Origin of the sequence: Nonomuraea glycinis (assembly GCF_035920485.1) — a bacterium.
Lineage (GTDB): Bacteria > Actinomycetota > Actinomycetes > Streptosporangiales > Streptosporangiaceae > Nonomuraea > Nonomuraea glycinis.
This window is the reverse complement of record NZ_CP109166.1, coordinates 5,407,418-5,429,356: the sequence shown is the minus strand read 5'-3', so window position 1 is coordinate 5,429,356 and position 21,939 is coordinate 5,407,418. Positions and strand designations below refer to the sequence as shown.

The 21,939-nt window shown below is 69.6% G+C and carries 27 protein-coding genes; 12 read left to right on the top strand and 15 right to left on the bottom strand.

Going from position 1 to position 21,939, the window contains the following annotated elements; all coding sequences use genetic code 11:
* The first annotated feature begins 31 nt into the window (after window positions 1-31).
* Window positions 32-487: a hypothetical protein gene (locus OHA68_RS25575; protein ID WP_327102494.1), complete on the top strand. Its 456-nt coding sequence runs from the start codon at window positions 32-34 to the stop codon at window positions 485-487.
* 148 nt (window positions 488-635) lie between these two features.
* Here OHA68_RS25575 and leuA read toward each other — a convergent pair whose 3' ends face one another.
* Together leuA and ddaH are read right to left on the bottom strand one after the other, a co-directional pair.
* Window positions 636-2,342 carry a 2-isopropylmalate synthase gene (leuA, locus tag OHA68_RS25570; RefSeq protein ID WP_327102493.1) on the bottom strand — a complete coding sequence of 569 codons (1,707 nt, stop codon included), beginning with the start codon at window positions 2,340-2,342 and terminating at the stop codon, window positions 636-638.
* A gap of 188 nt (window positions 2,343-2,530) precedes the next feature.
* The gene (gene ddaH / locus OHA68_RS25565) at window positions 2,531-3,277 is read right to left on the bottom strand and encodes a dimethylargininase (protein WP_189145054.1); all 747 of its coding nucleotides are present in this window, start codon (window positions 3,275-3,277) and stop codon (window positions 2,531-2,533) included.
* A gap of 38 nt (window positions 3,278-3,315) precedes the next feature.
* Here ddaH and OHA68_RS25560 point away from each other — a divergent pair, with 38 nt between their 5' ends.
* Both OHA68_RS25560 and OHA68_RS25555 read left to right on the top strand, forming a co-directional pair.
* On the top strand, window positions 3,316-3,561 hold the full coding sequence (locus OHA68_RS25560; protein ID WP_327102492.1) for a DUF2630 family protein: 246 nt from the start codon (window positions 3,316-3,318) through the stop codon (window positions 3,559-3,561).
* Window positions 3,562-3,727: 166 nt separating this feature from the next.
* Window positions 3,728-4,447, top strand: a complete 720-nt coding sequence (locus OHA68_RS25555) for a Mut7-C RNAse domain-containing protein (protein ID WP_327102491.1) — start codon at window positions 3,728-3,730, stop codon at window positions 4,445-4,447.
* A 40-nt stretch (window positions 4,448-4,487) separates the two neighbouring features.
* Here OHA68_RS25555 and urtE read toward each other — a convergent pair whose 3' ends face one another.
* From urtE to urtA, 5 genes are read right to left on the bottom strand one after another with little or no spacing between them, the layout of a single operon-like run.
* Window positions 4,488-5,177: an urea ABC transporter ATP-binding subunit UrtE gene (urtE, locus tag OHA68_RS25550; RefSeq protein WP_327102490.1), complete on the bottom strand. Its 690-nt coding sequence runs from the start codon at window positions 5,175-5,177 to the stop codon at window positions 4,488-4,490.
* Window positions 5,161-5,904 carry an urea ABC transporter ATP-binding protein UrtD gene (urtD, locus tag OHA68_RS25545; RefSeq protein ID WP_327102489.1) on the bottom strand — a complete coding sequence of 248 codons (744 nt, stop codon included), beginning with the start codon at window positions 5,902-5,904 and terminating at the stop codon, window positions 5,161-5,163. The genes urtE and urtD overlap by 17 nt, the downstream gene beginning before the upstream one ends.
* Window positions 5,888-6,904 (bottom strand): urea ABC transporter permease subunit UrtC, encoded by a 1,017-nt coding sequence (urtC, locus tag OHA68_RS25540; RefSeq protein ID WP_327102488.1) that lies wholly within the window; start codon window positions 6,902-6,904, stop codon window positions 5,888-5,890. The genes urtD and urtC overlap by 17 nt, the downstream gene beginning before the upstream one ends.
* Entirely contained in the window at window positions 6,901-7,749 is an 849-nt protein-coding gene (gene urtB / locus OHA68_RS25535) for an urea ABC transporter permease subunit UrtB (RefSeq protein ID WP_327102487.1), read from the bottom strand. The genes urtC and urtB overlap by 4 nt, the downstream gene beginning before the upstream one ends.
* Window positions 7,749-8,930, bottom strand: a complete 1,182-nt coding sequence (gene urtA, locus OHA68_RS25530) for an urea ABC transporter substrate-binding protein (RefSeq protein WP_327102486.1) — start codon at window positions 8,928-8,930, stop codon at window positions 7,749-7,751. Before urtA ends, urtB begins: the two co-directional genes overlap by 1 nt.
* A 226-nt stretch (window positions 8,931-9,156) precedes the next feature.
* On the opposite strand from urtA, the gene OHA68_RS25525 reads away from it, so the two are divergent.
* The 7 genes from OHA68_RS25525 (at window position 9,157) to OHA68_RS25495 (ending at window position 14,292) form a co-directional block, all read left to right on the top strand.
* Window positions 9,157-9,459, top strand: coding sequence for an urease subunit gamma (locus OHA68_RS25525; protein ID WP_327102485.1), 303 nt, complete (start codon window positions 9,157-9,159; stop codon window positions 9,457-9,459).
* Window positions 9,456-9,767, top strand: a complete 312-nt coding sequence (locus OHA68_RS25520) for an urease subunit beta (RefSeq protein ID WP_189145044.1) — start codon at window positions 9,456-9,458, stop codon at window positions 9,765-9,767. Before OHA68_RS25525 ends, OHA68_RS25520 begins: the two co-directional genes overlap by 4 nt.
* Window positions 9,760-11,466, top strand: a complete 1,707-nt coding sequence (locus OHA68_RS25515; RefSeq protein WP_327102484.1) for an urease subunit alpha — start codon at window positions 9,760-9,762, stop codon at window positions 11,464-11,466. The genes OHA68_RS25520 and OHA68_RS25515 overlap by 8 nt, the downstream gene beginning before the upstream one ends.
* 13 nt (window positions 11,467-11,479) lie before the next feature.
* On the top strand, window positions 11,480-12,163 hold the full coding sequence (locus OHA68_RS25510) for an urease accessory protein UreF (protein WP_327102483.1): 684 nt from the start codon (window positions 11,480-11,482) through the stop codon (window positions 12,161-12,163).
* Between the two features lie 12 nt (window positions 12,164-12,175).
* Window positions 12,176-12,838: an urease accessory protein UreG gene (gene ureG / locus OHA68_RS25505; RefSeq protein WP_327102482.1), complete on the top strand. Its 663-nt coding sequence runs from the start codon at window positions 12,176-12,178 to the stop codon at window positions 12,836-12,838.
* A 151-nt stretch (window positions 12,839-12,989) separates the two neighbouring features.
* Complete coding sequence (locus tag OHA68_RS25500; RefSeq protein WP_327102481.1) at window positions 12,990-13,733, top strand: urease accessory protein UreD; 744 nt, start codon at window positions 12,990-12,992, stop codon at window positions 13,731-13,733.
* A gap of 94 nt (window positions 13,734-13,827) precedes the next feature.
* Window positions 13,828-14,292 (top strand): hypothetical protein, encoded by a 465-nt coding sequence (locus tag OHA68_RS25495; protein WP_327102480.1) that lies wholly within the window; start codon window positions 13,828-13,830, stop codon window positions 14,290-14,292.
* 85 nt (window positions 14,293-14,377) lie between these two features.
* Here the strand turns inward: OHA68_RS25495 and era are convergent, their stop codons facing one another.
* From era to OHA68_RS25455, 8 genes are all read right to left on the bottom strand, one after another.
* Window positions 14,378-15,286, bottom strand: a complete 909-nt coding sequence (era, locus tag OHA68_RS25490; RefSeq protein WP_225278277.1) for a GTPase Era — start codon at window positions 15,284-15,286, stop codon at window positions 14,378-14,380.
* Window positions 15,287-15,303: 17 nt separating this feature from the next.
* Complete coding sequence (locus tag OHA68_RS25485; protein ID WP_327102479.1) at window positions 15,304-15,774, bottom strand: NUDIX domain-containing protein; 471 nt, start codon at window positions 15,772-15,774, stop codon at window positions 15,304-15,306.
* A 7-nt stretch (window positions 15,775-15,781) separates the two neighbouring features.
* Window positions 15,782-16,114 carry a cytidine deaminase gene (locus OHA68_RS25480; protein ID WP_372462300.1) on the bottom strand — a complete coding sequence of 111 codons (333 nt, stop codon included), beginning with the start codon at window positions 16,112-16,114 and terminating at the stop codon, window positions 15,782-15,784.
* Window positions 16,115-16,124: 10 nt separating this feature from the next.
* Window positions 16,125-16,763: a hypothetical protein gene (locus tag OHA68_RS25475; RefSeq protein WP_327102478.1), complete on the bottom strand. Its 639-nt coding sequence runs from the start codon at window positions 16,761-16,763 to the stop codon at window positions 16,125-16,127.
* Window positions 16,764-17,138: 375 nt separating this feature from the next.
* Window positions 17,139-18,458 carry a hemolysin family protein gene (locus tag OHA68_RS25470; protein WP_327102477.1) on the bottom strand — a complete coding sequence of 440 codons (1,320 nt, stop codon included), beginning with the start codon at window positions 18,456-18,458 and terminating at the stop codon, window positions 17,139-17,141.
* Window positions 18,431-18,907 (bottom strand): rRNA maturation RNase YbeY, encoded by a 477-nt coding sequence (ybeY, locus tag OHA68_RS25465; RefSeq protein WP_327102476.1) that lies wholly within the window; start codon window positions 18,905-18,907, stop codon window positions 18,431-18,433. Before ybeY ends, OHA68_RS25470 begins: the two co-directional genes overlap by 28 nt.
* Window positions 18,904-19,932, bottom strand: coding sequence for a PhoH family protein (locus OHA68_RS25460; protein WP_327102475.1), 1,029 nt, complete (start codon window positions 19,930-19,932; stop codon window positions 18,904-18,906). The genes ybeY and OHA68_RS25460 overlap by 4 nt, the downstream gene beginning before the upstream one ends.
* Window positions 19,933-20,051: 119 nt before the next feature.
* Window positions 20,052-20,396 (bottom strand): histidine triad nucleotide-binding protein, encoded by a 345-nt coding sequence (locus OHA68_RS25455; RefSeq protein WP_327102474.1) that lies wholly within the window; start codon window positions 20,394-20,396, stop codon window positions 20,052-20,054.
* 283 nt (window positions 20,397-20,679) lie between these two features.
* On the opposite strand from OHA68_RS25455, the gene OHA68_RS25450 reads away from it, so the two are divergent.
* The gene (locus OHA68_RS25450) at window positions 20,680-21,192 is read left to right on the top strand and encodes a SigE family RNA polymerase sigma factor (RefSeq protein WP_189145064.1); all 513 of its coding nucleotides are present in this window, start codon (window positions 20,680-20,682) and stop codon (window positions 21,190-21,192) included.
* Window positions 21,189-21,848: a hypothetical protein gene (locus tag OHA68_RS25445; protein ID WP_327102473.1), complete on the top strand. Its 660-nt coding sequence runs from the start codon at window positions 21,189-21,191 to the stop codon at window positions 21,846-21,848. Before OHA68_RS25450 ends, OHA68_RS25445 begins: the two co-directional genes overlap by 4 nt.
* The last annotated feature ends 91 nt before the right edge of the window (window positions 21,849-21,939 follow it).

Here is a 21,939-nt window from a genome sequence, read left to right as displayed (position 1 = left end):
GCCAGTGACGGATTCTGCACCATACCTTTGTGTGCTCATACCTGAGCAGGCTTTTCGCCTGGTAAGCGGCGTGACAGAACCTCTCGTCGAGAAAACCGATGGCGACGAGAAGGTCGGCAGCTGCAAAGCTCCTGGTACGTCCCCTCGGCATCTGACGGTGTGGTGGATGCAGGAGGGCCCCGGAATGCCCCTGCGGCACCTAGAGTCCTTGCTGGACGGCAGGCGTAATATTTACACAAGCCACGGCGGAGTAGACCTTCCTACCGAACTCGGTGACGGCATGGCCGCCTATCTGACGAATGGCCTATTGGCTACGGAACCGTACCAAGTAAGCGCGAAGTTTCGCTGCGATAGCAAAGAGCGAATGATCGACATCCATCTAACCCAGGTCGCCAAGGGAAGAGACGCATTCAAAGATCTCACAGAACTCATGCGCATCGCCCAAAAACGCTACGGCGAGGTTTACGATTGCGCTCCCGGAAAATAGAACGCTATACCATCTCCACCAGAAATAGCTCGACCGCGCCCCGATAGTCACGGAAAGACGCGGTCGAATGATCGGCACATAGCCTTATGGGCTCACGCCAACCACCGCCCCCGTAGGTCGTACAGGGGCCGGTTTCAAAACAGAAAGATCAGCGAGCCGCGCGGTTTACCGCTGAGATGACTGCCTTGAGCGATGCCGTAGTGGTGTTGGCGTCGATTCCGACCCCCCACAACACCTGCCCGTCCACATCACACTCCAGGTACGAGGCGGCCTTGGCGTCGGCCCCAGCGCTCATGGCGTGCTCGACATAATCGAGCACCCGCACCTTGACCCCCACCCCAGCAATGGCATCGACGAACGCCGAGATAGGCCCGTTGCCGGCCCCCGAGATCTCTCGGATCTCCCCCTCAACGCGCACATCAGCACTGATCCGGTCCTTGTCGTCAACCGTCGACTCGTGTCGGTGCGCCATCAGCCCCAGCCGCCCCCACCGGTTGTCCGGAGTGGGCAGATACTCATCCTGGAAAATCGAGTACATGGCGGCAGGACTGATCTCCCCGCCCTCGGCGTCGGTGCGCGCCTGTACGACCTTGGAGAACTCGATCTGCAGCTTACGAGGCAGGTCCAGCTGGTGGTCCGCCTTCATGATGTAGGCGACCCCGCCCTTACCCGACTGGCTGTTGACCCGGATGACCGCCTCGTAGGTCCGCCCGATGTCCTTGGGGTCGATGGGCAGGTAAGGCACCGCCCAAGTGAACGAGTCCACCGGCACCCCGGCAGCGGCGGCGTCCCGCTCCAGGTGCTCGAACCCCTTCTTGATGGCGTCCTGGTGTGAGCCGGAGAAGGCCGTGTAGACCAGCTCCCCGCCCCACGGGTGCCGAGGATGCACGGGCAGCTGGTTGCAGTATTCGGTGATGCGCCGGACCTCGTCGATGTCACTGAAGTCGATCTGCGGGTCGACGCCCTGGGAGAACAGGTTCATCCCCAGCGTGACCAGGCAGACGTTGCCGGTGCGCTCGCCGTTGCCGAACAGGCAGCCTTCGATGCGGTCGGCGCCGGCCATATAGCCCAGCTCGGCGGCGGCCACGGCGCTGCCGCGGTCGTTGTGCGGGTGCAGCGACAGGATGATCGAGTCGCGGTAGGCCAGGTTGCGGTGCATCCACTCGATCTGGTCGGCGTAGATGTTGGGGGTGGCCATCTCGACGGTGGCGGGCAGGTTGAGGATGACCTTGCGATCGGGGGTGGGCTGCCATACCTCGTTGACGGCGTCGCACACCTCCACCGCGTACTCCAGCTCGGTGCCGGTGAACGACTCGGGCGAGTATTGGAAGCGTACGTCCACGTCGCTGGCGTCGGCGAGCTTCTTGACCAGCTTGGCGCCTTCGACGGCGATCGCGGTGATGCCCTCGCGGTCCATGCCGAAGACGACCCGGCGCTGCAGGGTGGAGGTGGAGTTGTACAGGTGGACGATGGCCTGCTTGGCGCCCTCGATGGACTCGTAGGTGCGCTCGATGAGCTCGGGCCTGGCCTGGGTCAGCACCTGGATCACCACGTCATCGGGGATCCGGTCCTCTTCGATGATCTGGCGTACGAAGTCGAAGTCGGTCTGTGAGGCGGCCGGGAAGCCGACCTCGATCTCCTTGTAGCCCAGCTTGACCAGCAGCTCGAACATCTGCAGCTTGCGATGGGCGTCCATCGGGTCGATCAGTGCCTGGTTGCCGTCCCGCAGGTCGACGGCGCACCAGCGGGGCGCCTCGGTGATGACCTTGTCGGGCCAGGTGCGGTCGGTCAGCCGGATGGGTTCGAAGGGCTGATAGCGCTGGAACGGCATCGGGCTGGGCTGCTGAGCAGTCATGTCGTGTGCTCCTCGTCGGTCGAACGGAAACGGCCGACGCGCATGACAGGCTCCGCGGCGAGGGAGCCGGCCTAGAGGCCCCCGCCGCGGCAGCTAAGAAGCAGTCCGCGCAGCATGGCTTTCACGCTATCAGACGTCTCACCGTGCCCCCGCCCAGTTCCACATCGTGAGAAGTCAATCGTAAGAAGTCAGGAGGAGATGAGAACGCTGAGGCAGGTGACACACCCCTCCAACTTCTCAAACTCCGAAATATCCACCACCGTCACACTAAATCCGCGCTTTTCGAGCATGGCGGCGGTCTGGGGCGCGGAGGCGGCCATCAGGACCCGGTCACCGCCCAGCGGCACCACGTGCGCGCCCGACTCCTCCGGCGGCACCAGCAGATCAGGCAGATCCACGTACGCCGGAAGGCCGATGAGCGTGCCGTCCGGCAGCGCGGTGACCGCCGACTTCAGATGCAGCACCCCGCTCAGCCGTACGGGGACGACGTGCCGCTCCGGCAGCAGCGCGATGAGCTGCCTGATCCCCTGGTCGTTGGTCCGCGCGGACCTGCCGACGTAGACGGTGTTGTCGACCTGCAGCACGTCCCCGCCGTCGAGCGTCCCGGGCGCGGCGATGCGCACCGCTTTCACCCCGATCTGCCGCAGCACCGCCCCCACGGACTCACTCTCCGGCCGCCGCTCCGGCGCACCCGGCCTGGTCAGTACGGCCAACTGCCCGGCCACCACGACCGTGTCCTCCACGAACGGCGCGTCGGGCAGTTCGTCGGCGGGCTCGGCGTACACCACCCGCCACCCGTTCGCGGTGAGCGCGGCCACATAGCGGGCGTGCTGCTCAACGGCCAGCTCGCGATCCACGACCTCTCGCGGGACATGGGTGACGATCCCCTCGGCGATTCGAGGACCAGGCATTCTTACCAGCGCGATACCGGACATAGGGCGTTTTCTATCACGTTGTCGGTAGAGTCTCGGTCATGCGGGACAACGAGATTCTCTCCACGATCAGCGCTCTGGTCGACGAGGAGCACGAACTGCGCAGCAAACTGCGCAACGGCGAACTCGCCGGCGACGAGGAGCACGAGCGGGTCAAGCAGCTGGAAGTGGCCCTCGACCAGTGCTGGGACCTGCTCCGGCAGCGCCGGGCGCGGCGCGGGGCCGGCGAGGACCCGGACGGCGCCGCCGCCCGTCCCGCCGATCAAGTGGAGAACTACCGCCAGTAACAGGCGGAGAAATTCCGGCGGTAAATGGCTCGCGCACCCGGCGCCGGGTGCGCTTGTGTGAGCTCATGCGGATCCACCCCATCGACTGTGTGAGCTCATGCGGATCCACCGCCTCCACGCGGGTCTCCGCGAACGGGGCCAGGACGGTGAGCGCAGAATGGGCGTTGTGACGGAACGGGACGCGCTTCTTCGCATCGCGCCGGAGCTGATGATGTTCCTGCCCGCGAGCCGCCGCACCAGCACGCGGCGGATCGCCATCGACGGCTCCTCCACGCTGGGGCACCACGTGGAGTCGGCGGGCGTCCCGCTGACGGAGGTCGGACCGATGACGGTCGGCGACCGGGGTGTGCCGCCGTCCTACCAGCTCCGGCCCGGCGACGTGGTGGACGTGCGGGCGGTGCCGAGGCCGCAGCCGCTGCCCGCGGAGCCGCGTTTCCTGCTCGACGTCCACCTGGGCACGCTGGCCAGGCGGCTGCGGCTGCTCGGCATCGACACGGCGTACCACAACGACATGGACGACCCGTCGCTGGTGGTGCAGGCCAACGAGGAGCGGCGGGTGCTGCTCACCCAGGACCGCGGTCTGCTGCGCCGCCGCGCCCTGTGGCTGGGCGCGTACGTGCGCGGCTCGCGGGCCCCTGACCAGCTCCGCGACCTGCTCGAACGCTTCTCCCCGCCGCTGCGCCCATGGACGAGGTGTACGGCCTGCAACGGCGAGCTGGTCCCGGTGGCCAAGCGGGACGTGGAGCCGATGCTGCGGGCCGGCACCCGTAAGGCCTACGACGCCTACGGCCGGTGCCGGGTGTGCGGCCAGATCTACTGGCACGGCGCGCACAGCAACGACCTGGAGGAGATCGTCCGCTCAGCCCGCCTGTGGGCCGCCGGTTGACCTCCGCTCAAGCCCGCCTGCGGACAGCCGGGTGACCTGGTCAGACGGCCAGCAGCCGGTGCACGTCCGCCCCGTTCAGCTCCTCGGCGGCCCCCGTGCGTACGACGTGCCCGCCGTCGAGGATGACGAACCGGTCGGCCAGCCGTAGCGCGATGTCCAGGTACTGTTCGACAAGGAGCACGGCGAGCCCGGAGGCGTGCAACCGCTCGATGGCCTCCTCGATCTCCTGGATGATCGACGGCTGGATGCCCTCGGTCGGCTCGTCGAGGATCAGCATCCTGGGCCCGGTCACCAGGACGCGGGCGATGGCGAGTTGCTGCTGCTGGCCGCCGGACAGGTGCCCGGCCCTGCGTTTGAGCAGCGGCTTCAGCCGGGGGAAGATCTCCAGTGCCTCGTCGATGGCGCCTTTGGGGGCCTTGGCCGCCTCGGCGGTCACCAGCAGGTTGCCGAGCACCGACAGCTGCGGGAAACACTGGTGGCCCTGCGGGACGTACCCCATGCCAAGCCGTACCCGCTCGTGCGGTTTGAGCTTGGTGACGTCGCGGCCGTCGAACGTGACGGCGCCCGCGGTCGCGGGCAGGACGCCCATGACGGTGTTGAGCAGCGTGGTCTTGCCGACCCCGTTGCGTCCCATGACGCAGACGAGCTGGCCGGGTTCGACGTCGAGCGAGACGCCGAACAGCACCCGTGCCCTGCCGTAGCCGGATTCGAGGTCACTTACCGACAGCATCGCTGGGCTTCCTCCCCAGATAGACCTCCTGCACCCGCGGATCGGCGCTGACCTGCTCCACCGAACCCTCCACGAGCACCTTGCCCTCGTGCAGCACCGTCACCTTCGAGGCGTGACGGCGCAGGAACTCCATGTCGTGCTCCACCACGATCACCGTGTGGTCGTCGGCGATCTGGGTGAGCAGCTCGCCCGTCCGCTCGCGCTCCTCCCGCGACATGCCGGCCACGGGTTCGTCCAGGAGCAGCAGCCTGGGGCGCTGTGCCAGCAGCATGCCGAGCTCCAGCCACTGGCGCTGGCCGTGGGAGAGAACGCCGGCTGAACGGTCGGCGAGCTCTTCGAGACCGGTCCTGGCCAGCGCCTCCTCGACGGCCTGCGACACCCCCTTGCGGCGGCGGGCCAGCGACCACAGCGGCCTGCGGAAGCAGGCCGCCAGGTCGAGGTTCTCGACGACGCTCAGCTCCTCGAAGACGACCGAGGTCTGGAAGGTACGGCCGACGCCGAGCCGGACGATCCGGTGCTCCTTGCGGCCCACCAGGTCGTGCCCGTCGAAGGTGACCGTTCCGGCGGCCGGCCGGGTGAGGCCGGTGATGACGTCGATGAGGGTGGTCTTGCCAGCGCCGTTGGGGCCGATCAGGAAGCGCAGCTCCCCTTCCGGCACCGTCAGGTCGACGCCGTCGAGGGCGTGGAAGCCGTCGAACACCACCCGTACGTCACGTAGTTCGAGCACTTCGCCACCTTCCCAGGATGCCGGCGATGCCCTTCGGGGCCAGCGTCATGACCAGGATGAACAGCGCGCCCTGCAGGTAGAGCCAGCCGTCGGCGAACTGCTCGCTGAAGGCCGTCTTGGCGTATCCCATGAGGACCGCGCCGAGCACCGCCCCGGCCAGCGCGTGCCGCCCGCCGACGGCCACCGCGACGACGAGCTCCAGCGAGGGCACCACGCCGAGCAGCGCGGGCGAGATGATGCCCACCACCGGGACGAACAGGGCGCCCGCCAGTCCCGCCATGCCCGCGGAGGCGGCGAAGGTCACCGTCTTGACCGTCGCCGGGTTGTAGCCGAGGAACCGGACCCGGTCCTCGCCGTCCCTGACGGCCACCAGCAGCCTGCCGAACCTGCTGTGCACGAGCTGGCGGGTGGCGAGGTAGAGCACGCCGAGCACGCCGGCGACCACCAGGTAGAGCCCTCGCTGGGTGGAGTCGGCGGCCAGGTCCGCGCCGAACAGGTCGAAGAAGTTGGTCATGCCGTTGGTGCCGCCGGTCAGGCCCTGCTGCCCGACCAGGAGGATCACCATGGCGGCGGCCAGCGCCTGGGTGAGGATGGCGAAGTAGGCGCCGCGTACCCGCTGCCGGAAGACGAGCGTGCCGAGGACCACCGCGATCGCCACCGGGCCGAGCACCGCCATGCCGAGGGCGAACACCGGGTTGGCGAACGGCGTCCACAGCGCGGGCAGCTCCTCCACGCCGCTCCACACCATGAAGTCGGGCAGGCCGCCGCCTTCGGCGAGTTTGAGGTACATGGCCATGGAGTAGCCGCCGAGCCCGAAGAAGACGCCCTGGCCGAGGGTGAGCATGCCGCCCTGCCCCCAGGCCAGCCCGATGCCGAGGGCGACGATGGCGTAGCAGAGATACTTGGCCAGCAGGCTCAGCCGGAAGGGTTCGAGCAGCAGCGGGGCCGCGACCAGGGCCAGCACAGCGATCGTGGCGAAGGGCAGATGTTTTCTGATCATGTGAGCGCCCTCGACCTGAGCACGAACATCCCCTGGGGCCGTACCTGAAGGAACGCGATGACGGCCGCGAACACGATCACCTTGGCCAGGCTCGCGTCGGACCAGAACTCGGCGTAGGAGTTGAGCAGCCCGAGCCCGGCGGCGGCGAGCACCGCCCCGCGCAGCTGCCCGAGCCCGCCCGCGACCACCACGAGGAACGCGTCGACGATGTAGTACGTGCCGAGCGCGGGCCCGACCGGCCCGATCAGCGTCAGCGCGACCCCCGCCACGCCGGCCAGCCCCGACCCGATGAAGAACGTGAGCATGTCCACCCGGCCGGTGTCGATGCCGCTGGTCGCCGCGAGCTGCCTGTTCTGCACGACCGCCTGCGTCCTGCGGCCCTGCCGGGTGTGAGAGAGGTACGCCCACACGGCGACCACGCCGGCGACGGCGAGCGCCAGGATGAACAGCCTGTTGTACGGCAGGATCCCGATCGCTCCCGTCAGCCAGGGCGGCGCCGCCACCTGCACGTTCGGCGCGCCGAACAGGTCGCGGGCGAGCTGCTGCAGCACCAGGCTGACCCCCCAGGTGAGCAGCAGCGTGTCCAGCGGCCGGCCGTAGAAGTGCCGGATGGCGGCCCGCTCCAGGATCAGTCCCATCAGCCCGGCGACCAGGAAGGCCGCGGGCAGCGCGAGCAGCAGGTCCTGGAGCAGGAAGGCGGTGTAGGCGCCCGCCATGATGAACTCCCCGTGCGCCATGTTGATCACGCCCATCTGGCCGAACGTGAACGTCAGGCCGAGCGCGACGAGCAGCAGCACCGCGCCGATCGAGAGCCCGATGGGTAGCTGGTTGACCAGGGCCTCCATCAGCCCTGCGCCAGCCCGCTCGCCCAGGGGTAGCCCTTGAGGTACGGGTCGGGCTTGATCGGCTTGCCGGAGTCCCAGACCTGCTTGATCAGGCCGTCGGGCTGGACGACGCCGATGCGGGCCGTCTTGTACATGTGCTGGGTCTCACCGTCGATGGTCACCAGCCCTTCGGGACGCTCCAGCGCGATGCCGCCGGCCGCCTTCTTGACCGCCTCGACCTCGACCGTGCCGGCCTTCTTGGCGGCCTCGGCCCACAGGTAGACGGCGTTGTAGCCGGCCTCCATCGGGTCGCTGGTGACCTTGTCCTGGCCGTAGGTGTCCTTGAAGGCCTTGACGAAGGCGGTGTTGGCCGGGGTGTCGGTGGTCTGGTAGTAGTTCCAGGCGACCGGCTGGCCGGCGATGTTGTCCACGCCGATGCCCTTGACCTCCTCCTCGGCGATGCTCACCGACAGCACCGGCATGCTCTCGGCGGTGGCGCCGGCGCTCTTGAGCTGCTTGAAGAAGGCGACGTTCGAATCGCCGTTGAGCGTGTTGAAGACGGCTTCGGGCTTGGCCTGGGTCACCTTGTTGACCAGCGTGGAGTATTCGGTGTGGCCGAGCGGGGTGTACTCCTCGCCCAGGATCTCCATGCCGTTCGCGGCGGCGTACGCCTTGATGATTTTGTTGGCGGTGCGCGGGAAGACGTAGTCGCTGCCCACCAGGAAGATCTTCTTCTTGCCCTGCTCCTTGAGGTAGTCGAGGCCGGGGATGATCTGCTGGTTGGTGGTGGCGCCGGTGTAGAAGATGTACGGCGAGCTCTCCAGCCCCTCGTACTGCACCGGATACCACAGCAGCGCCTTGTAGCGTTCGAAGACCGGCAGCATCGCCTTCCTGCTCGCCGAGGTCCAGCCGCCGAACACGGTGGCGACCTTGTCCTGCCGGATGAGCTTGGTGGCCTTCTCGGCGAACGTCGGCCAGTCGGAGGCGCCGTCCTCCACCACGGGCACCAGCTTCTTGCCGAGCACCCCACCGGCCTTGTTGATCTCCTCGATCGCGAGCAGCTCCGCGTCCCGCACGGTCACCTCGCTGATCGCCATCGTGCCGCTGAGCGAGTGGAGGAGACCGACCTTGATCTCGCTCCCTCCGGCCGCCTCACTGGGCGCGGTGCCGGACTGCGTGCCGGAGCACGCCGCGACGGACATGACGAGAACCCCTGAGAGAATCGCGTGAGGAATACGCACTGCCGTTCCTTCCTGCAGACTTGCTCTGCGAGTAAAGTGACCCGGCCTGATGTCGGCGTGAGATCCCGTACGTTAAGAGCCGATTGCCCGTGCCTCACAGGGATTCCGCGGCGTCGCGATCTAGAGGAAACCGGCACGACACGCCCCGGCAACACCGTGGAAACGGCCGGTTCCTAGGGTCCGGCCCATGCGGTTGACCCCACACGAGCAGGAACGGCTGCTCATCCACGTCGCGGCCGGGGTGGCTCGCGACCGTCAAGCCAGAGGCCTGCGCCTCAACCATCCCGAGGCCACCGCGATCATCGCGTCGTTCCTGATGGAGGGAGCCAGGGACGGCCGGACGGTGGCGGAGTTGATGACGGCCGGACGCGCCGTGCTCGGCCGGCAGGACGTCATGGAGGGGGTGCCGGAGATGCTGGACACCGTGCAGATCGAGGCCACCTTCCCCGACGGCACCAAGCTCGTCACCGTGCACAGGCCGATCCCGTGATCCCCGGCGAGTACATCCACCCCGAGGGGACGATCCCGCTGAACCCGGGCCGTGAGCGGGTGACCGTGCGGGTCGTCAACACGGCCGACCGGCCGGTGCAGGTCGGCTCGCACTACCACTTCGCCGCCTGCAACCCCGCGCTGGACTTCGACCGGCAGGCCGCCTGGGGCCTGCGCCTGGACGTGCCCGCCGGCACCGCGATCCGCTTCGAGCCGGGCGTCGAGCGAGACGTGAGCCTGGTGCCCCTCGCGGGCCACCGGATCGTACCGGGGCTGCGCGCCGAGCAGGCGGGAGCGCTCGATGCCTGAAATCTCCCGCGCCCGATACGCCGCCCTCTACGGCCCCACCACCGGCGACCGGATCCGGCTCGCCGACACCGACCTGTTCGTCGAGGTCACCGAAGACCTGTCCATGGGGCCCGCCGGGGCGGGCGACGAGGCGGTGTTCGGCGGCGGCAAGGTGATCCGCGAGTCGATGGGCCAGGCCCGCACCACCCGCGCGGAGGGCGCCGCCGACCTGGTGATCACCGGCGCGGTGATCCTCGACCACTGGGGCGTGGTCAAGGCCGACGTGAGCGTCATCGACGGCCGGATCGCCGCCATCGGCAAGGCCGGCAACCCCGACACGATGGACGGCGTCGACATCGTCATCGGCCCGTCCACGGAGATCCTGGCCGGCAACGGCAAGATCCTCACCGCCGGCGCCATCGACTCCCACGTGCACCTCATCTGCCCGCAGGTCCTCGACGAGGCGATCGGCTCCGGCGTCACCACGATCATCGGCGGCGGCACCGGACCCGTCGAGGGCACCAAGGCCACCACCGTCACCGGCGCCTGGTACCTCGGCAGGATGCTGGAGTCCCTCGACTCCTACCCGCTCAACTTCGCGCTGCTCGGCAAGGGCAACACGGTCTCCGCCGAAGGGCTGTGGGAGCAGCTCGCGGCCGGCGCGTCCGGGTTCAAGCTGCACGAGGACTGGGGCACCACCCCCGCCGCGATCGACGCCTGCCTGAAGGTCGCCGACGCGAGCGGCGTGCAGGTCGCCATCCACACCGACACGCTGAACGAGGCCGGGTTCGTCGAATCCACGCTGGCGGCCATCGGTGACCGGACGATCCACGCCTACCACACCGAAGGCGCCGGAGGCGGGCACGCGCCCGACATCATCCGCGTCGCCTCCTACGGCAACGTGCTGCCCTCCTCCACCAACCCGACCAGGCCGCACACCGTCAACACCCTCGACGAGCACCTCGACATGCTCATGGTCTGCCACCACCTGAACCCGTCCATCCCCGAGGACCTGGCCTTCGCCGAGTCCAGGATCAGGCCGACGACCATGGCGGCCGAGGACGTGCTGCACGACCTGGGCGCCATCTCGATGATCGGCTCCGACTCGCAGGCCATGGGCCGCGTCGGCGAGACGATCATCCGCACCTGGCAGACGGCGCACGTCATGAAGGCCCGCCGCGGCTCGCTCGGCGGCCCCGCCGACAACCTCCGCGCCCGCCGCTACGTCGCCAAATACACCATCTGCCCCGCCATCGCCCACGGGCTGGACGCCGAGGTCGGCTCCGTCGAGACGGGGAAGCTCGCCGACCTCGTCCTGTGGGATCCCGCCTTCTTCGGTGTCAAGCCCACGCTCGTCCTCAAGGGCGGCGTCGTCGCCTGGGCCCAGATGGGCGACGCCAACGCCTCCATCCCCACGCCCCAGCCGGTGCTGCCCCGCCCCATGTTCGGCGCCGCCCCCGCGACGGCCGCCGCCGCCTCACTGCACTTCGTCTCGCCGCACGCGCTGGACTCCGGCCTCACCGACCGCCTCGCCGTCCGCCGCCGCCTGACACCCGTGACGGATGTACGGGGGCGCGGCAAGGCGTCGATGCCGCTGAACGACGCGCTGCCGAGGATCGAGGTGGCGCCGGACACGTTCGAGGTCCGGATCGACGGCGACCTGATCGAGCCCGCCCCCGCCCAGACGCTGCCGCTGGCGCAGCGCTACTTCCTCTTCTGATGAACGCCGTCCGATGAACGCCGCCATCCTGCTTCTCACCGATTCCCGCCTCCCCGCCGGCGGCCACGCCCACTCGGGCGGCGTCGAGCAGGCGGTCACGTCCGGCGCCGTACACGACGTGCCCTCCCTGGGGTCCTTCCTCAGGGGCCGCCTGCACACCGCGGGCGCGGTCGCCGCCGCCTTCGCAGCGGCGTCCTGCGCCTTCGCCTCCGGTACGGCCGACGGCCCCTGGGCCTGGGACGGCCTGGACGCCGAGGTCGATGCCCGGACGGCGTCCCCTGCCCAGCGGGCGGCGTCGCGGGTGCAGGGCAGGCTGCTGCTCCGGGTGGCGCGCCGCCTGTGGCCGTCCCCGGTGCTGGAGGAGCTGGCGGGGGCCGTACCGAGCCCGCATCATCCGCTCGCGCTCGGCGCGGCGGCGCACGCGGCGGGCGCCGCACCCGAGGACGCCGCGCTGGCGGCGGCCTACCACGCGATCAGCGGCCCGGCCACGGCGGCGGTCCGGCTGCTGGGGCTCGACCCGGTGGCCGTCCACCGGCTGCTCGCGGACCTGTCCCGCGAGCTTCCGACGGCACCCGGCGAGCGCGATTGCCCACCCTCGGCCGCCCCCTGGGCGGATCTACCGGCCCACTCGGCCCCGGCTCTGGATGTGCTGGCCGAGCGGCATGCGCTGGCTCAGGTCAGATTGTTCGTCTCCTAGGAAGGATCCCTCATGAGCGCCGACCATGACGACCACCACCACGCCCCCGACGGCCACGGCCGCGCGCTGCGCCTGGGCGTCGGCGGCCCGGTCGGCAGCGGCAAGACGGCCCTGGTCGCCGCCCTGTGCCGGACGCTCGGCCCCACGCTCCAGCTCGGCGTCGTCACCAACGACATCTACACCACCGAGGACGCCGACTTCCTGCGTAAGGCCGGCGTGCTCGACGAGGATCGCATCCTCGCCGTGGAGACCGGCTGCTGCCCGCACACCGCCATCCGCGACGACATCGCCGCCAACCTGGACGCCGTGGAGACCCTGGAGCACCGCTTCGGGCCGCTGCACCTGGTCATCGTGGAGAGCGGCGGCGACAACCTGACGGCGACGTTCAGCCGAGGTCTGGCGGACAAGCAGATCTTCGTCCTGGACGTGTCGGGCGGCGACAAGGTCCCCCGCAAGGGCGGCCCCGGCGTCACCACCGCCGACCTCCTGGTCATCAACAAGACAGACCTGGCCCCCCTGGTGGGCGCCGACCTCGACGTCATGGCCAAGGACTCGGCGGCCGTACGCGGCGACCGACCTGTCCTGTTCACCTCCATCAGACAGGACCCCACCGCCGCCGCGGTGGCCGCCTGGGTACGCGACCAGGTCCAGTCCTGGCTCCACCAACACCACTGACATGCCGACCCCACCCGCTCCGGAAACCCGAACCCCACGACGCCCTGAACCCTCCGGGACGCCCACCCCACCGCACGCCAAGCCTTCCGGGGCACCCTCCCCACCGCCACCATCACTCGACCAGGCCCGGACGCCGACCGTCCCACCTGGCGTGGGACGACGTGCGATGCACGCGCGGGCCGCTCTCGCCACCGCGCTGGTGGCGGGCCGCACCAGCATCCCGGTGCTGAGGTCCGCGCCCCCGCTGACGCTCCGCCAGACGGGACCGCACTCCGTCCACCTCATCTCCACGGCGGCGGGCCCGCTCGGCGGCGACCGCCTCGAACTCGACCTGGACGTCGCCCCGGGCGCCACCTTGGAGCTCGGCTCGGTGGCGAGCACCCTGGTCCTGCCCGGTCCGGGCGAGTCCCGGACGCTGATCACCGCCCGCGTCGGCGCGGGAGCGACCCTCCGGTTCACGCCCGAGCCGACGGTGCTCGCCGCCGGCTGCGCCCACCGCATCGAGGTAGGCCTGACGCTCGCCTCGGACGCCCGGGTGCTGTGGCGCGAGGAGATCGTCTTCGGCCGGTACGGCGAGCAACCGGGACGCTGCCATGCCCGCTTCGACGCCACCCTCGACGGCCGCCCCCTGCTCAGGCAGGAGTTCACGGTCGGCGCCCCGGCTCTCGACACCTCCCCCGCCGTGTACGGCGACGCCCGCTGCGTGGGCACCACCCTGATCGCGGGCCCCGTTCCCCTGGCGGAGGCCGTCGTCGCCGACGGCGTCGCCGTGCTCCCCCTGGCAGGCCCCGCCACCCTGGTCTCCGCCCTGGCCCTCGACGCCGTCGCCCTCCGGACCAGGCTCGAATGGGGCGAATCCACGGCTTCGCGCGGCCGGCCGGCAGGCCCGGTGTAGCCCTACCCGATCGTGGTCGTCCGGCGGGGTGGTCTCGGCATTCAGGACGCGTGGACAGTAGGCGGCGCGGCGCGGCCCGGCTTATCGTGATCGGGTGGCCGACCATCTTTCTGCCGAGCAGGGCACCCGCCGTGGTTACGCGTTCGCCGTCATGGTGGCCGGGGCGTCGCTGGTGTTCTGCGCGATCCTGCCGTGGGCGGGCGTCGAGGCCAGGAGTGAGCTGATCGGCGGCGGGGTGTCCAACGACATCCGCGGCGTCGACGACACCTTCGGCGTCCTGACGCTCCTCGCGGGGCTGGCCGCGCTCGGCTTCGGGGTGGCGGGGCTGCTCAGCCGGCCGCGGGTCGCGGCGCTGGCGGCGCTGCCGGGGGCGCTGGCCGCGCTGGTGCTGGTGCTCTTCGTGACCGACTCGGCCGGCATCCAGGACCGGGTCTCGATCGACCTGGGCCGCCTGCTGTCGGTCGAGCCGGTGATCAGATTCGGCTGGTTCGCCGCACTGGCGTCCGCACTCGCGGTGATCGTCCTCGCGGTCGCGACACTGGTACGCCGTCAGCCGTAGCAGGCCGGCCGACGCAGCGGCGGCAGCCGTAGCAGGTCGGCAGGCACGACGACCGTCAGCCGTAGCAGGTCAGCCGGCACGGCCGTCAGTCGTAGAAGCCCAGGCGGCGCAGCTGCTTGGGGTCGCGCTGCCAGTCCTTGGCGACGCTGATCCGCAGGTCCAGATAGACCTTGGTGCCGAGCAGCGCCTCGATCTGCTTGCGCGCCCTGGTGCCCACGTCCCGCAGCCGCTCGCCCTTGTGGCCGATGACGATGGCCTTCTGCGAGGGCCGTTCGACGAACATGTGCGCGTAGACGTCGAGCAGGTCGTCCCGCCCCTCGCGCGCCATCATCTCGTCGACCACCACGGCGATCGAGTGCGGCAGCTCGTCGCGGACGCCCTCCAGCACCGCCTCCCGGATGAGCTCGCCGACCAGCACCTGCTCGGGCTCGTCGGTGAGCTGCCCGCCCGGGTAGAGCGGCGGCGACTCGGGCAGGTGCTCGATGAGCACGTCACCCAGCACGTCGAGCTGCTCCCCCGACTGCGCGGAGACGGGGACGATGGCCGCGAACTCCGCGATCTGCGACACCGCCAGGAGCTGCGCCGCGATCTGCTCCCTCGTGGCCAGGTCGCACTTGGTCACCACGGCGACCACCGGGGTGTTCTTCACCGCGGTGAGCTTCTCGGCGATGAACCGGTCGCCCTTGCCGATCGGCTCGTTGGCCGGGACGCAGAAGCCGATCACGTCCACCTCGGTGAGCGTCGACAGCACGAGACTGTCGAGCCGCTCACCGAGCAGCGTGCGCGGCCGGTGCAGACCCGGCGTGTCCACGATGACGATCTGCGCGTCGGGGCGGTGCACGATGCCCCTGATGACCCGCCTGGTCGTCTGCGGTTTGGACGAGGTGATCGCCACCTTGGTGCCGACCAGGGCGTTCATCAACGTGGACTTGCCGACGTTCGGCCTCCCCACGAAGCAGGCGAATCCGGCGCGATGGCTGTCTGGCGAAGTCACATGTGCATTCTGGCCCATCAACGGGGCTGGTCACGCCACCAGGCGAACGCGTCAGGGAGCACCCCCGGCGACCATCCGGTCATCGTGAGCCCGTCCAGCTCCTGCTCGGTGACCCATCGGGCGTCGTTGATCTCGTCGCCGTCCGGGGTGGGCGTGCCCGAGACCAGAGCGCACCCGTAGACGGCGATGACGTAGGAGACCTCGTGCCCGTTGGGGTAGAGGGTCCGGAACTCCGGCCCGCCGTAGACGCCGATCAGGCCGCGCGCCTCCACCTCGATGCCGAGCTCCTCGCGCAGCTCCCGCACCACGGCGTCCTGCGGCCGCTCGTCGGGGTCGATGCCACCACCGGGCACCGCCCACAGCCCCACGTCCCCGTGCCGGGCCACCAGCAGCCTCCCGGAGCGGTCGAACACGCAGCCGCTCGCCGAGGGCAACACCAACAGGTCGGATCCGACCTTGGCCCGCAGCGCGGCCAGGAACGGCGACATCGGCATCTCAGCGCCCGCCGCCCGCAGCGCGCGGCGTGCCGTCGGGATCGGCCACGAGCAGGCCCTTGACGCCCAGCTCCGCCGCCACGGCCTCGTCCGCGGCGCTCGGCTCGCCGGCGGTCACCAGCGCGACCGCCTCCAGCGACCGCGCGCCACTGGACACGGCCACCGCCACCGCCACCTGCACGGCGGACAGCGTGAGCGAGGTGAGCGCGACGTCGGTGGCCGAGTAGGTGCGGCCCGTCTCGTCACGCACGGCGGCGCCTTCGGCCGAGCCGTTGCGCGCCCTGGCGGCACGCGCCAACGTAATGATCTTGCTGTCTTCGGGATCGAGAGTCACGAGGACCAGATTAGGCGGTGGCCATCCTGATCACCGCGTCGAGGAGCTGCCGCGTCCGCTGCGGCTCCATCTCGGCCATGCTCGTGTGCACCAGAGAGACGAGCGTGTCACCCGATCGGGCCAGCACCACGTCCAGCGTGTACGGGTAGCCGTTCAGCTTTCCGCGCAGCTCGCCGCCCACCGCCTCATCGGCCACGTCCCCGAGCGGCAGGATGGTCGTGCGCAGAAGGGTGCCGCTGCCCGCGCGGACCGCCCGGCAGGACTCCAGCGCCCTGGCCAGCTCGGCGATGTGCCCTTCGGCCTCGGAGCCCATGTACTGAGCCAGCCCCACCCCGACCTGTTCGCCCAGCTCGTCGCCCTGATAGCTGGCCGCCGCCTGCGCGGTCAGCGCCCGCTCGGGCGCCCGTCCAGCCGCCGCGTCCAGTACGGCGCGGCAGTTGCGATCCGCCGGCGTGAACGGCGCCTGCCACGCTTGACCGGGCCGCGGCGAGAAGCCGTCCGGCAGCCTGGGCTCCTTGGCCAAGATTTCCTTCATGTGCGCCAGGGCCTTCATGTCGACCCCGTCGACCTCGGCGATACCCCCGCCGCCGCATCCCGCCAGGGCACCGGCCAGGAGCCCGCAGGCGATGATCCGCAGTACGCGTTTCATGATTCCCCCCGAGTCGCAATCTCCCCGGGCGACTAATACGGCAATCCACCAGAGTTGCCAATAAACGATCAAACGCTAAAAGGGTGCCCTCGCCCGGTAATCCGGACGAGAGCACCCTTTACGCCGACCAACGCCTCGGCCGACTAGCAGACCGTGACGTTGCCGTCCCCCCAGGGAGTGTCCTTGCGCCGCGAACCCCACCCGGCGCTTCGGACACATCCCCCTGTGACACCCACCGCACAGGGCGTCGATGAAGAGACTCCTCCACCCCACTTGCAGAACGCTTGTAGAAGGCTTGCGCCGCTGCTCAGCCGTCCCCGGCCACGACCCGGACGACCGCCCAGCCATGTCCGGCCCGAGCCTGACGGCCTCCGCTCAGTCGTGCTCGGCGGCCGCCGGGACGACGTCACCCTCCGCCGGCGCGACCCGGCGCGCCACCACGGTGCTGATCCGGTTGCGCCGGCCGGCCAGGCTTTCAGCGGTCAGCTGGAGCCCGGCCACCTCCGCCTGCGACCCCGCTATCGGCACCCGGCCGAGCGCGTGCGCGAGCAGCCCGCCCACCGTCTCCACGTCGTCGACCTCGATCTCGGTGTCGAACAGCTCGGCCAGCTCGTCCACCGGCATCCGGGCCGTCACCCGCAGCGCACCGTCGGGCATGGTCTCGACGCGGGGCGCCTCCTGGTCGTACTCGTCGGTGATCTCGCCGACGATCTCCTCCAGCACGTCCTCGATGGTGACGAGCCCGGCCGTCCCGCCGTACTCGTCGATGACGATCGCCAGGTGGGTCTGCTTGGCCTGCATCTCGCGCAGCAACTGGTCGATCGGCTTGCTCTCGGGCACGTAGGTGGCCGGGCGCATGATCGACTCGATCCGCTCCTCCCCGCCGTCCTCGCCGGACTCGTGCACCCGGCGGGTGATGTCCTTGAGGTAGGCGATGCCGATGACGTCGTCCTCGTTCTCGCCGACGACGGGGACGCGGGAGAAGCCGCTGCGCAACGCGAGCGACAGCGCCTGGCTGAGCGTCTTGCCACGCTCGATGTAGACCATGTCGGTGCGCGGCACCATCACCTCGCGCACCAGCGTGTCACCCAGCTCGAAGACCGAGTGGATCATCTCGCGCTCGTCCGGCTCGATGACCCTGCGCTCCTCGGCCAGGTCGACCAGGTCACGCAGCTCGGCCTCCGAGGTGAACGGGCCGTCACGGAACCCCCTGCCGGGAGTCAGCGCGTTGCCGAGCAGGATGAGCAGCTTGGGCAGCGGACCGAAAATCTTGGTCAGCCCGTAGACGATGGGCGCGCTGGCCAGCGCGATCGGCTCGGCGTGCTGACGGCCCAGGGTCCGCGGCATCACCCCGACGATCACATAACTGACCACGATCATCACCGCCGCGGCGGAGACGTACGCCCAGCCCTGATCGTCCAAAAGGTCGATGAACAGCAGTGTCGCGATCACCGTCGCGACCATCTCGCAGCTCAGCCGGAGCAGCAGCAGGAGGTTGAGGTAGCGCGGCGCGTCGGCGACGATGGCGTGCAGCCGCTGGGCCCCGCGCTTCCCGTCACGCACGGCCGCTTCGGCGCGCACCCTGGAGATGCGCGTCAGCGCAGTCTCGGCGCTGGCGATCAGGCCGCCGACCATGACGAGGACGACGGCCAACGGCAACCAGGCGTTCACCGGGAGCTGCGCACCTCCCGCCATCCTTGGAGCAGTTGAGCCTGCAGGTCGAACATCTCCTTGTGCTCCTCGGGCTCGGCGTGGTCATAGCCCATCAGGTGCAGGATGCCGTGCGTGCACAGCAACTCCAGCTCCTCCTGGGCGCTGTGCCCCGCCTCGGCCGCCTGTCTGGCCGCCACCTCGGGACAGAGCACCACGTCGCCGAGCAGGGCCGGATCGGCCGGGACGTCGGCGTCTCCGCGCGCCCCGCCGCCCGGTCGCAGCTCGTCCATGGGGAAGGCGAGCACGTCGGTCGGGCCCGCCTCGCCCATCCACTTCTCGTGCAACTCGGACATGACGTCCTCGTCCACGATCACGATCGACAGCTCGGCGAGCGGGTTGATGCCCATCTCGCCGAGGACGTGGGTGGCCAGCGAGACCAGGAGCTCCTCGCCGACCTCCGCGCCCGTCTCATTGTTGATCTCGATGCTCATCGACGCTTCCCCCGCTGCTGGAGAGGCTTGGGATCCTGCAACGCGTCGTAACGGCCGTAGGCGTCGACGATCTCGCTCACCAGCTTGTGCCGGACCACGTCGGCGCTGGACAGGAGCGCGAAGTGGATGTCGGGGATGCCGTCGAGGATCTCCTGCACCACCCGCAGGCCGCTGGTCGTGCCCGAAGGCAGGTCGACCTGGGTGACGTCTCCCGTCACCACGATCTTCGAGTTGAACCCGAGCCTGGTCAGGAACATCTTCATCTGCTCGGCCGAGGAGTTCTGCGCCTCGTCGAGAATGATGAAGGCATCGTTCAGCGTCCGGCCGCGCATATATGCGAGGGGGGCGACTTCGATCGTGCCCGCGGCCATCAGCTTGGGGATCGAGTCGGGGTCGACCATGTCGTGCAGCGCGTCGTACAGCGGGCGCAGGTAGGGGTCGATCTTCTCGTAGAGGGTGCCCGGCAGGAAGCCCAGCCGTTCGCCCGCCTCGACCGCGGGCCGGGTCAGGATGATCCGGTTGACCTGCTTCTCCTGCAGCGCCCGCACCGCCTTGGCCATGGCCAGGTAGGTCTTGCCGGTGCCGGCGGGGCCGATGCCGAAGACGACGGTGTGCTTGTCGATCGCGTCGACGTAGCGCTTCTGGTTGACGGTCTTGGGCCTGATCGTGCGGCCGCGGGAGGAGAGGATGTCCAGGGACAGCACCTCCGCCGGGCGGTCGGAGGTCATCCGGAGCATGGCGATGCTCCGCTCGACCGCGTCGGGGGTCAGCTCGCCGCCGCTGCGCAGGACCTCCACCAGCTCCTCGAACAGCCGCACCACGGTGCCGCTCTCGTCGGGGCTGCCGGTGACGGTGATCTCGTTGCCGCGCACATGGACGTCGGCCTTGAAAGCGCCCTCGATGACGCGAAGCAGCTCGTCACGGGAGCCCAGGAGGCTGACCATCGGGTATTCGTCCGGAATCAGCACCTTGGCCTGTGTGCGCGATGGAGGTGCCGTGCGTCGGGATTCGTGTAGTTCGGACATGGGCAGGCCAGCGGCCTGATGCCTCCCGGTCTGTTCGGCTGTTCTTCTCCCCACATCGTAGCCGGGAGCAGCAGAATTACTCGCGCCAATATATCCGGGCCAAAATCACCCGGCCAGCGTCACCCGGGCGGCCAGGTCAGGTCACGTCCGCCCAGCATGTGGGCGTGCACGTGGAAGACGGTCTGCCCGGCGGCGGGCCCGGTGTTCAACACGATTCGGTAACCGGCGCCGGCCACCCCCTCGTTCTCGGCCACCGTGTGCGCGGCCTTGAGCACCTCGTCGGCGAGCCCGGCGTCGGCCCGCGCCAGCGCGGCGGCGTCGGCATGATGCTCCTTCGGGATGACCAGCACGTGGGTGGGCGCCTGCGGGTTGGTGTCGCGGAACGCCAGCGTTCTGTCGGTCTCCAGGACGATCTCGGCCGGGATCTCCTTGGCCGCGATCTTGCAGAAGATGCAGTCGGTCATCTGAGCACCCTACCGACAGGCCCGCCTCCGCTGCCTGGTCCGGCGTCCGCCCCCTGATCGGCGTTGCGAAGAGGTGACCCGATCCGTCGTGGCGTCTTAAGATCAGCGCGGTTAGGGTGTGTGTGCGACACTCAAGAAAAAAGACGATTCAGGGTCGGGCGAGGCCACCTGGCGAGGACACGACTGGGTCATGCCCCCTAAGGAACCGGAAGAGCGTAAACCCTCAGGCAAGGCCGCGCGTCCCACTGATGTGACCACCGAAACCCTCCTGGCCGACAGGTCCATGGGGGCGGTGCCGGTCGGGTGGGATGCCGACATGGCCGTGACCGCGCTTTACAGTGCGCACTTTCGGTCATTAGTGCGTCTCGCTGTGTTGCTGGTGCGCGACATGGCAACCGCGGAGGAAGTCGTGCAGGACGCGTTCGTCGCCATCCATGGCGCCTGGCGCAGACTGCGTGACCCCGACAAAGCACTCGCCTACCTGCGTCAGTCCGTCGTCAATCGATCCCGTTCAGTGCTGCGGCACCGCGCGGTGGTGGAGAAGTACGCGCCCAAGGGACTGCCCGATGCGCCCAGCGCCGAGAACGGCGCGATCGGCGAGCTCGAACGCTCCGCCGTCATCGAGGCTCTGAGGTCCCTGCCGACACGTCAGAGAGAGGCACTGGTCCTTCGTTACTACGGTGATCTGTCCGAGGCTGAGATCGCCCACGCCATGGGCATCAGCAAGGGCGCGGTCAAGAGCCACACCGCACGTGGCATGGCCGCCTTGCGATCCGTCCTGGAGAAAATGTCATGACCCAGCCCCCCGACGAGCACGGCGAGATCCTTCGCCGTGCGCTCCGCGCGGAGGCGGACGCGGTCGTACCCTCGCCGGAAGGACTGGAGATCATCCGCGCCCGCATCGAGCGGCGTGGCATGCGCAACCTGTTCTGGTGGCGCGCGGGCGCCGCCGCCGCCAGCGCGATGCTGGTGGCGGGCACCATCGTGATGGTGGTCCCGGAGCTGCGCCAGCGCGTGATCGAGCAGCCCTACCAGGAGGTCCGGAGCACTACCAGCAGCACGCCGCCGGCCAAGTCCTCGACCAGCCGGCCGCCCTCCCCCAAGTCGACCGTCCGCGAGGACGTGCCGCCGCCGGGGATCGTCTCCGAGCCGGTCACGTCACCGCCGCCGCAGCCCGCGTCGGAGACGGCCAGGTCGACCAGCAAGGCGACCCCCACCCCGACGCCTACGCCCACTCCGACGCCCTGCCCGTCGACCGTGGAGTTGCAGGAGGAGCTGCCGTCGGACTGCCCGACGATCTCGCCGACGCCCACCCCGACGCCGACCCCGACGTTGTCCGAGACGGTGTTGCCGGACGCGTCGTGCCCGGCGGAGGAGTGCCCACCGGGCGACCTGGCCCCCACCCCGACGGACGTCCCCAGCCCCCTGTTCGTCACGCCCGGCGCCCCGTAGACACCCTCGCCCTGCACGAACCTGTTCGTCACGCCTGGCGCCCCGTACGGACGTCCCCAGCCCTCTGTCGTCACGTCTGGCGCCCCGTAGC

Coding starts and splice junctions, on each gene's coding strand:
- leuA (WP_327102493.1), bottom strand. CDS start 2,342: ATGACTGCTCAGCAGCCCAGCCCGATGCCGTTCCAGCGCTATCAGCCC.
- ddaH (WP_189145054.1), bottom strand. CDS start 3,277: ATGTCCGGTATCGCGCTGGTAAGAATGCCTGGTCCTCGAATCGCCGAG.
- OHA68_RS25560 (WP_327102492.1), top strand. CDS start 3,316: ATGCGGGACAACGAGATTCTCTCCACGATCAGCGCTCTGGTCGACGAG.
- urtE (WP_327102490.1), bottom strand. CDS start 5,177: ATGCTGTCGGTAAGTGACCTCGAATCCGGCTACGGCAGGGCACGGGTG.
- urtC (WP_327102488.1), bottom strand. CDS start 6,904: ATGATCAGAAAACATCTGCCCTTCGCCACGATCGCTGTGCTGGCCCTG.
- urtB (WP_327102487.1), bottom strand. CDS start 7,749: ATGGAGGCCCTGGTCAACCAGCTACCCATCGGGCTCTCGATCGGCGCG.
- urtA (WP_327102486.1), bottom strand. CDS start 8,930: ATGTCCGTCGCGGCGTGCTCCGGCACGCAGTCCGGCACCGCGCCCAGT.
- OHA68_RS25525 (WP_327102485.1), top strand. CDS start 9,157: ATGCGGTTGACCCCACACGAGCAGGAACGGCTGCTCATCCACGTCGCG.
- OHA68_RS25515 (WP_327102484.1), top strand. CDS start 9,760: ATGCCTGAAATCTCCCGCGCCCGATACGCCGCCCTCTACGGCCCCACC.
- OHA68_RS25510 (WP_327102483.1), top strand. CDS start 11,480: ATGAACGCCGCCATCCTGCTTCTCACCGATTCCCGCCTCCCCGCCGGC.
- ureG (WP_327102482.1), top strand. CDS start 12,176: ATGAGCGCCGACCATGACGACCACCACCACGCCCCCGACGGCCACGGC.
- OHA68_RS25485 (WP_327102479.1), bottom strand. CDS start 15,774: ATGTCGCCGTTCCTGGCCGCGCTGCGGGCCAAGGTCGGATCCGACCTG.
- OHA68_RS25475 (WP_327102478.1), bottom strand. CDS start 16,763: ATGAAACGCGTACTGCGGATCATCGCCTGCGGGCTCCTGGCCGGTGCC.
- OHA68_RS25470 (WP_327102477.1), bottom strand. CDS start 18,458: ATGGCGGGAGGTGCGCAGCTCCCGGTGAACGCCTGGTTGCCGTTGGCC.
- ybeY (WP_327102476.1), bottom strand. CDS start 18,907: ATGAGCATCGAGATCAACAATGAGACGGGCGCGGAGGTCGGCGAGGAG.
- OHA68_RS25460 (WP_327102475.1), bottom strand. CDS start 19,932: ATGTCCGAACTACACGAATCCCGACGCACGGCACCTCCATCGCGCACA.
- OHA68_RS25455 (WP_327102474.1), bottom strand. CDS start 20,396: ATGACCGACTGCATCTTCTGCAAGATCGCGGCCAAGGAGATCCCGGCC.
- OHA68_RS25450 (WP_189145064.1), top strand. CDS start 20,680: ATGGGGGCGGTGCCGGTCGGGTGGGATGCCGACATGGCCGTGACCGCG.
- OHA68_RS25445 (WP_327102473.1), top strand. CDS start 21,189: ATGACCCAGCCCCCCGACGAGCACGGCGAGATCCTTCGCCGTGCGCTC.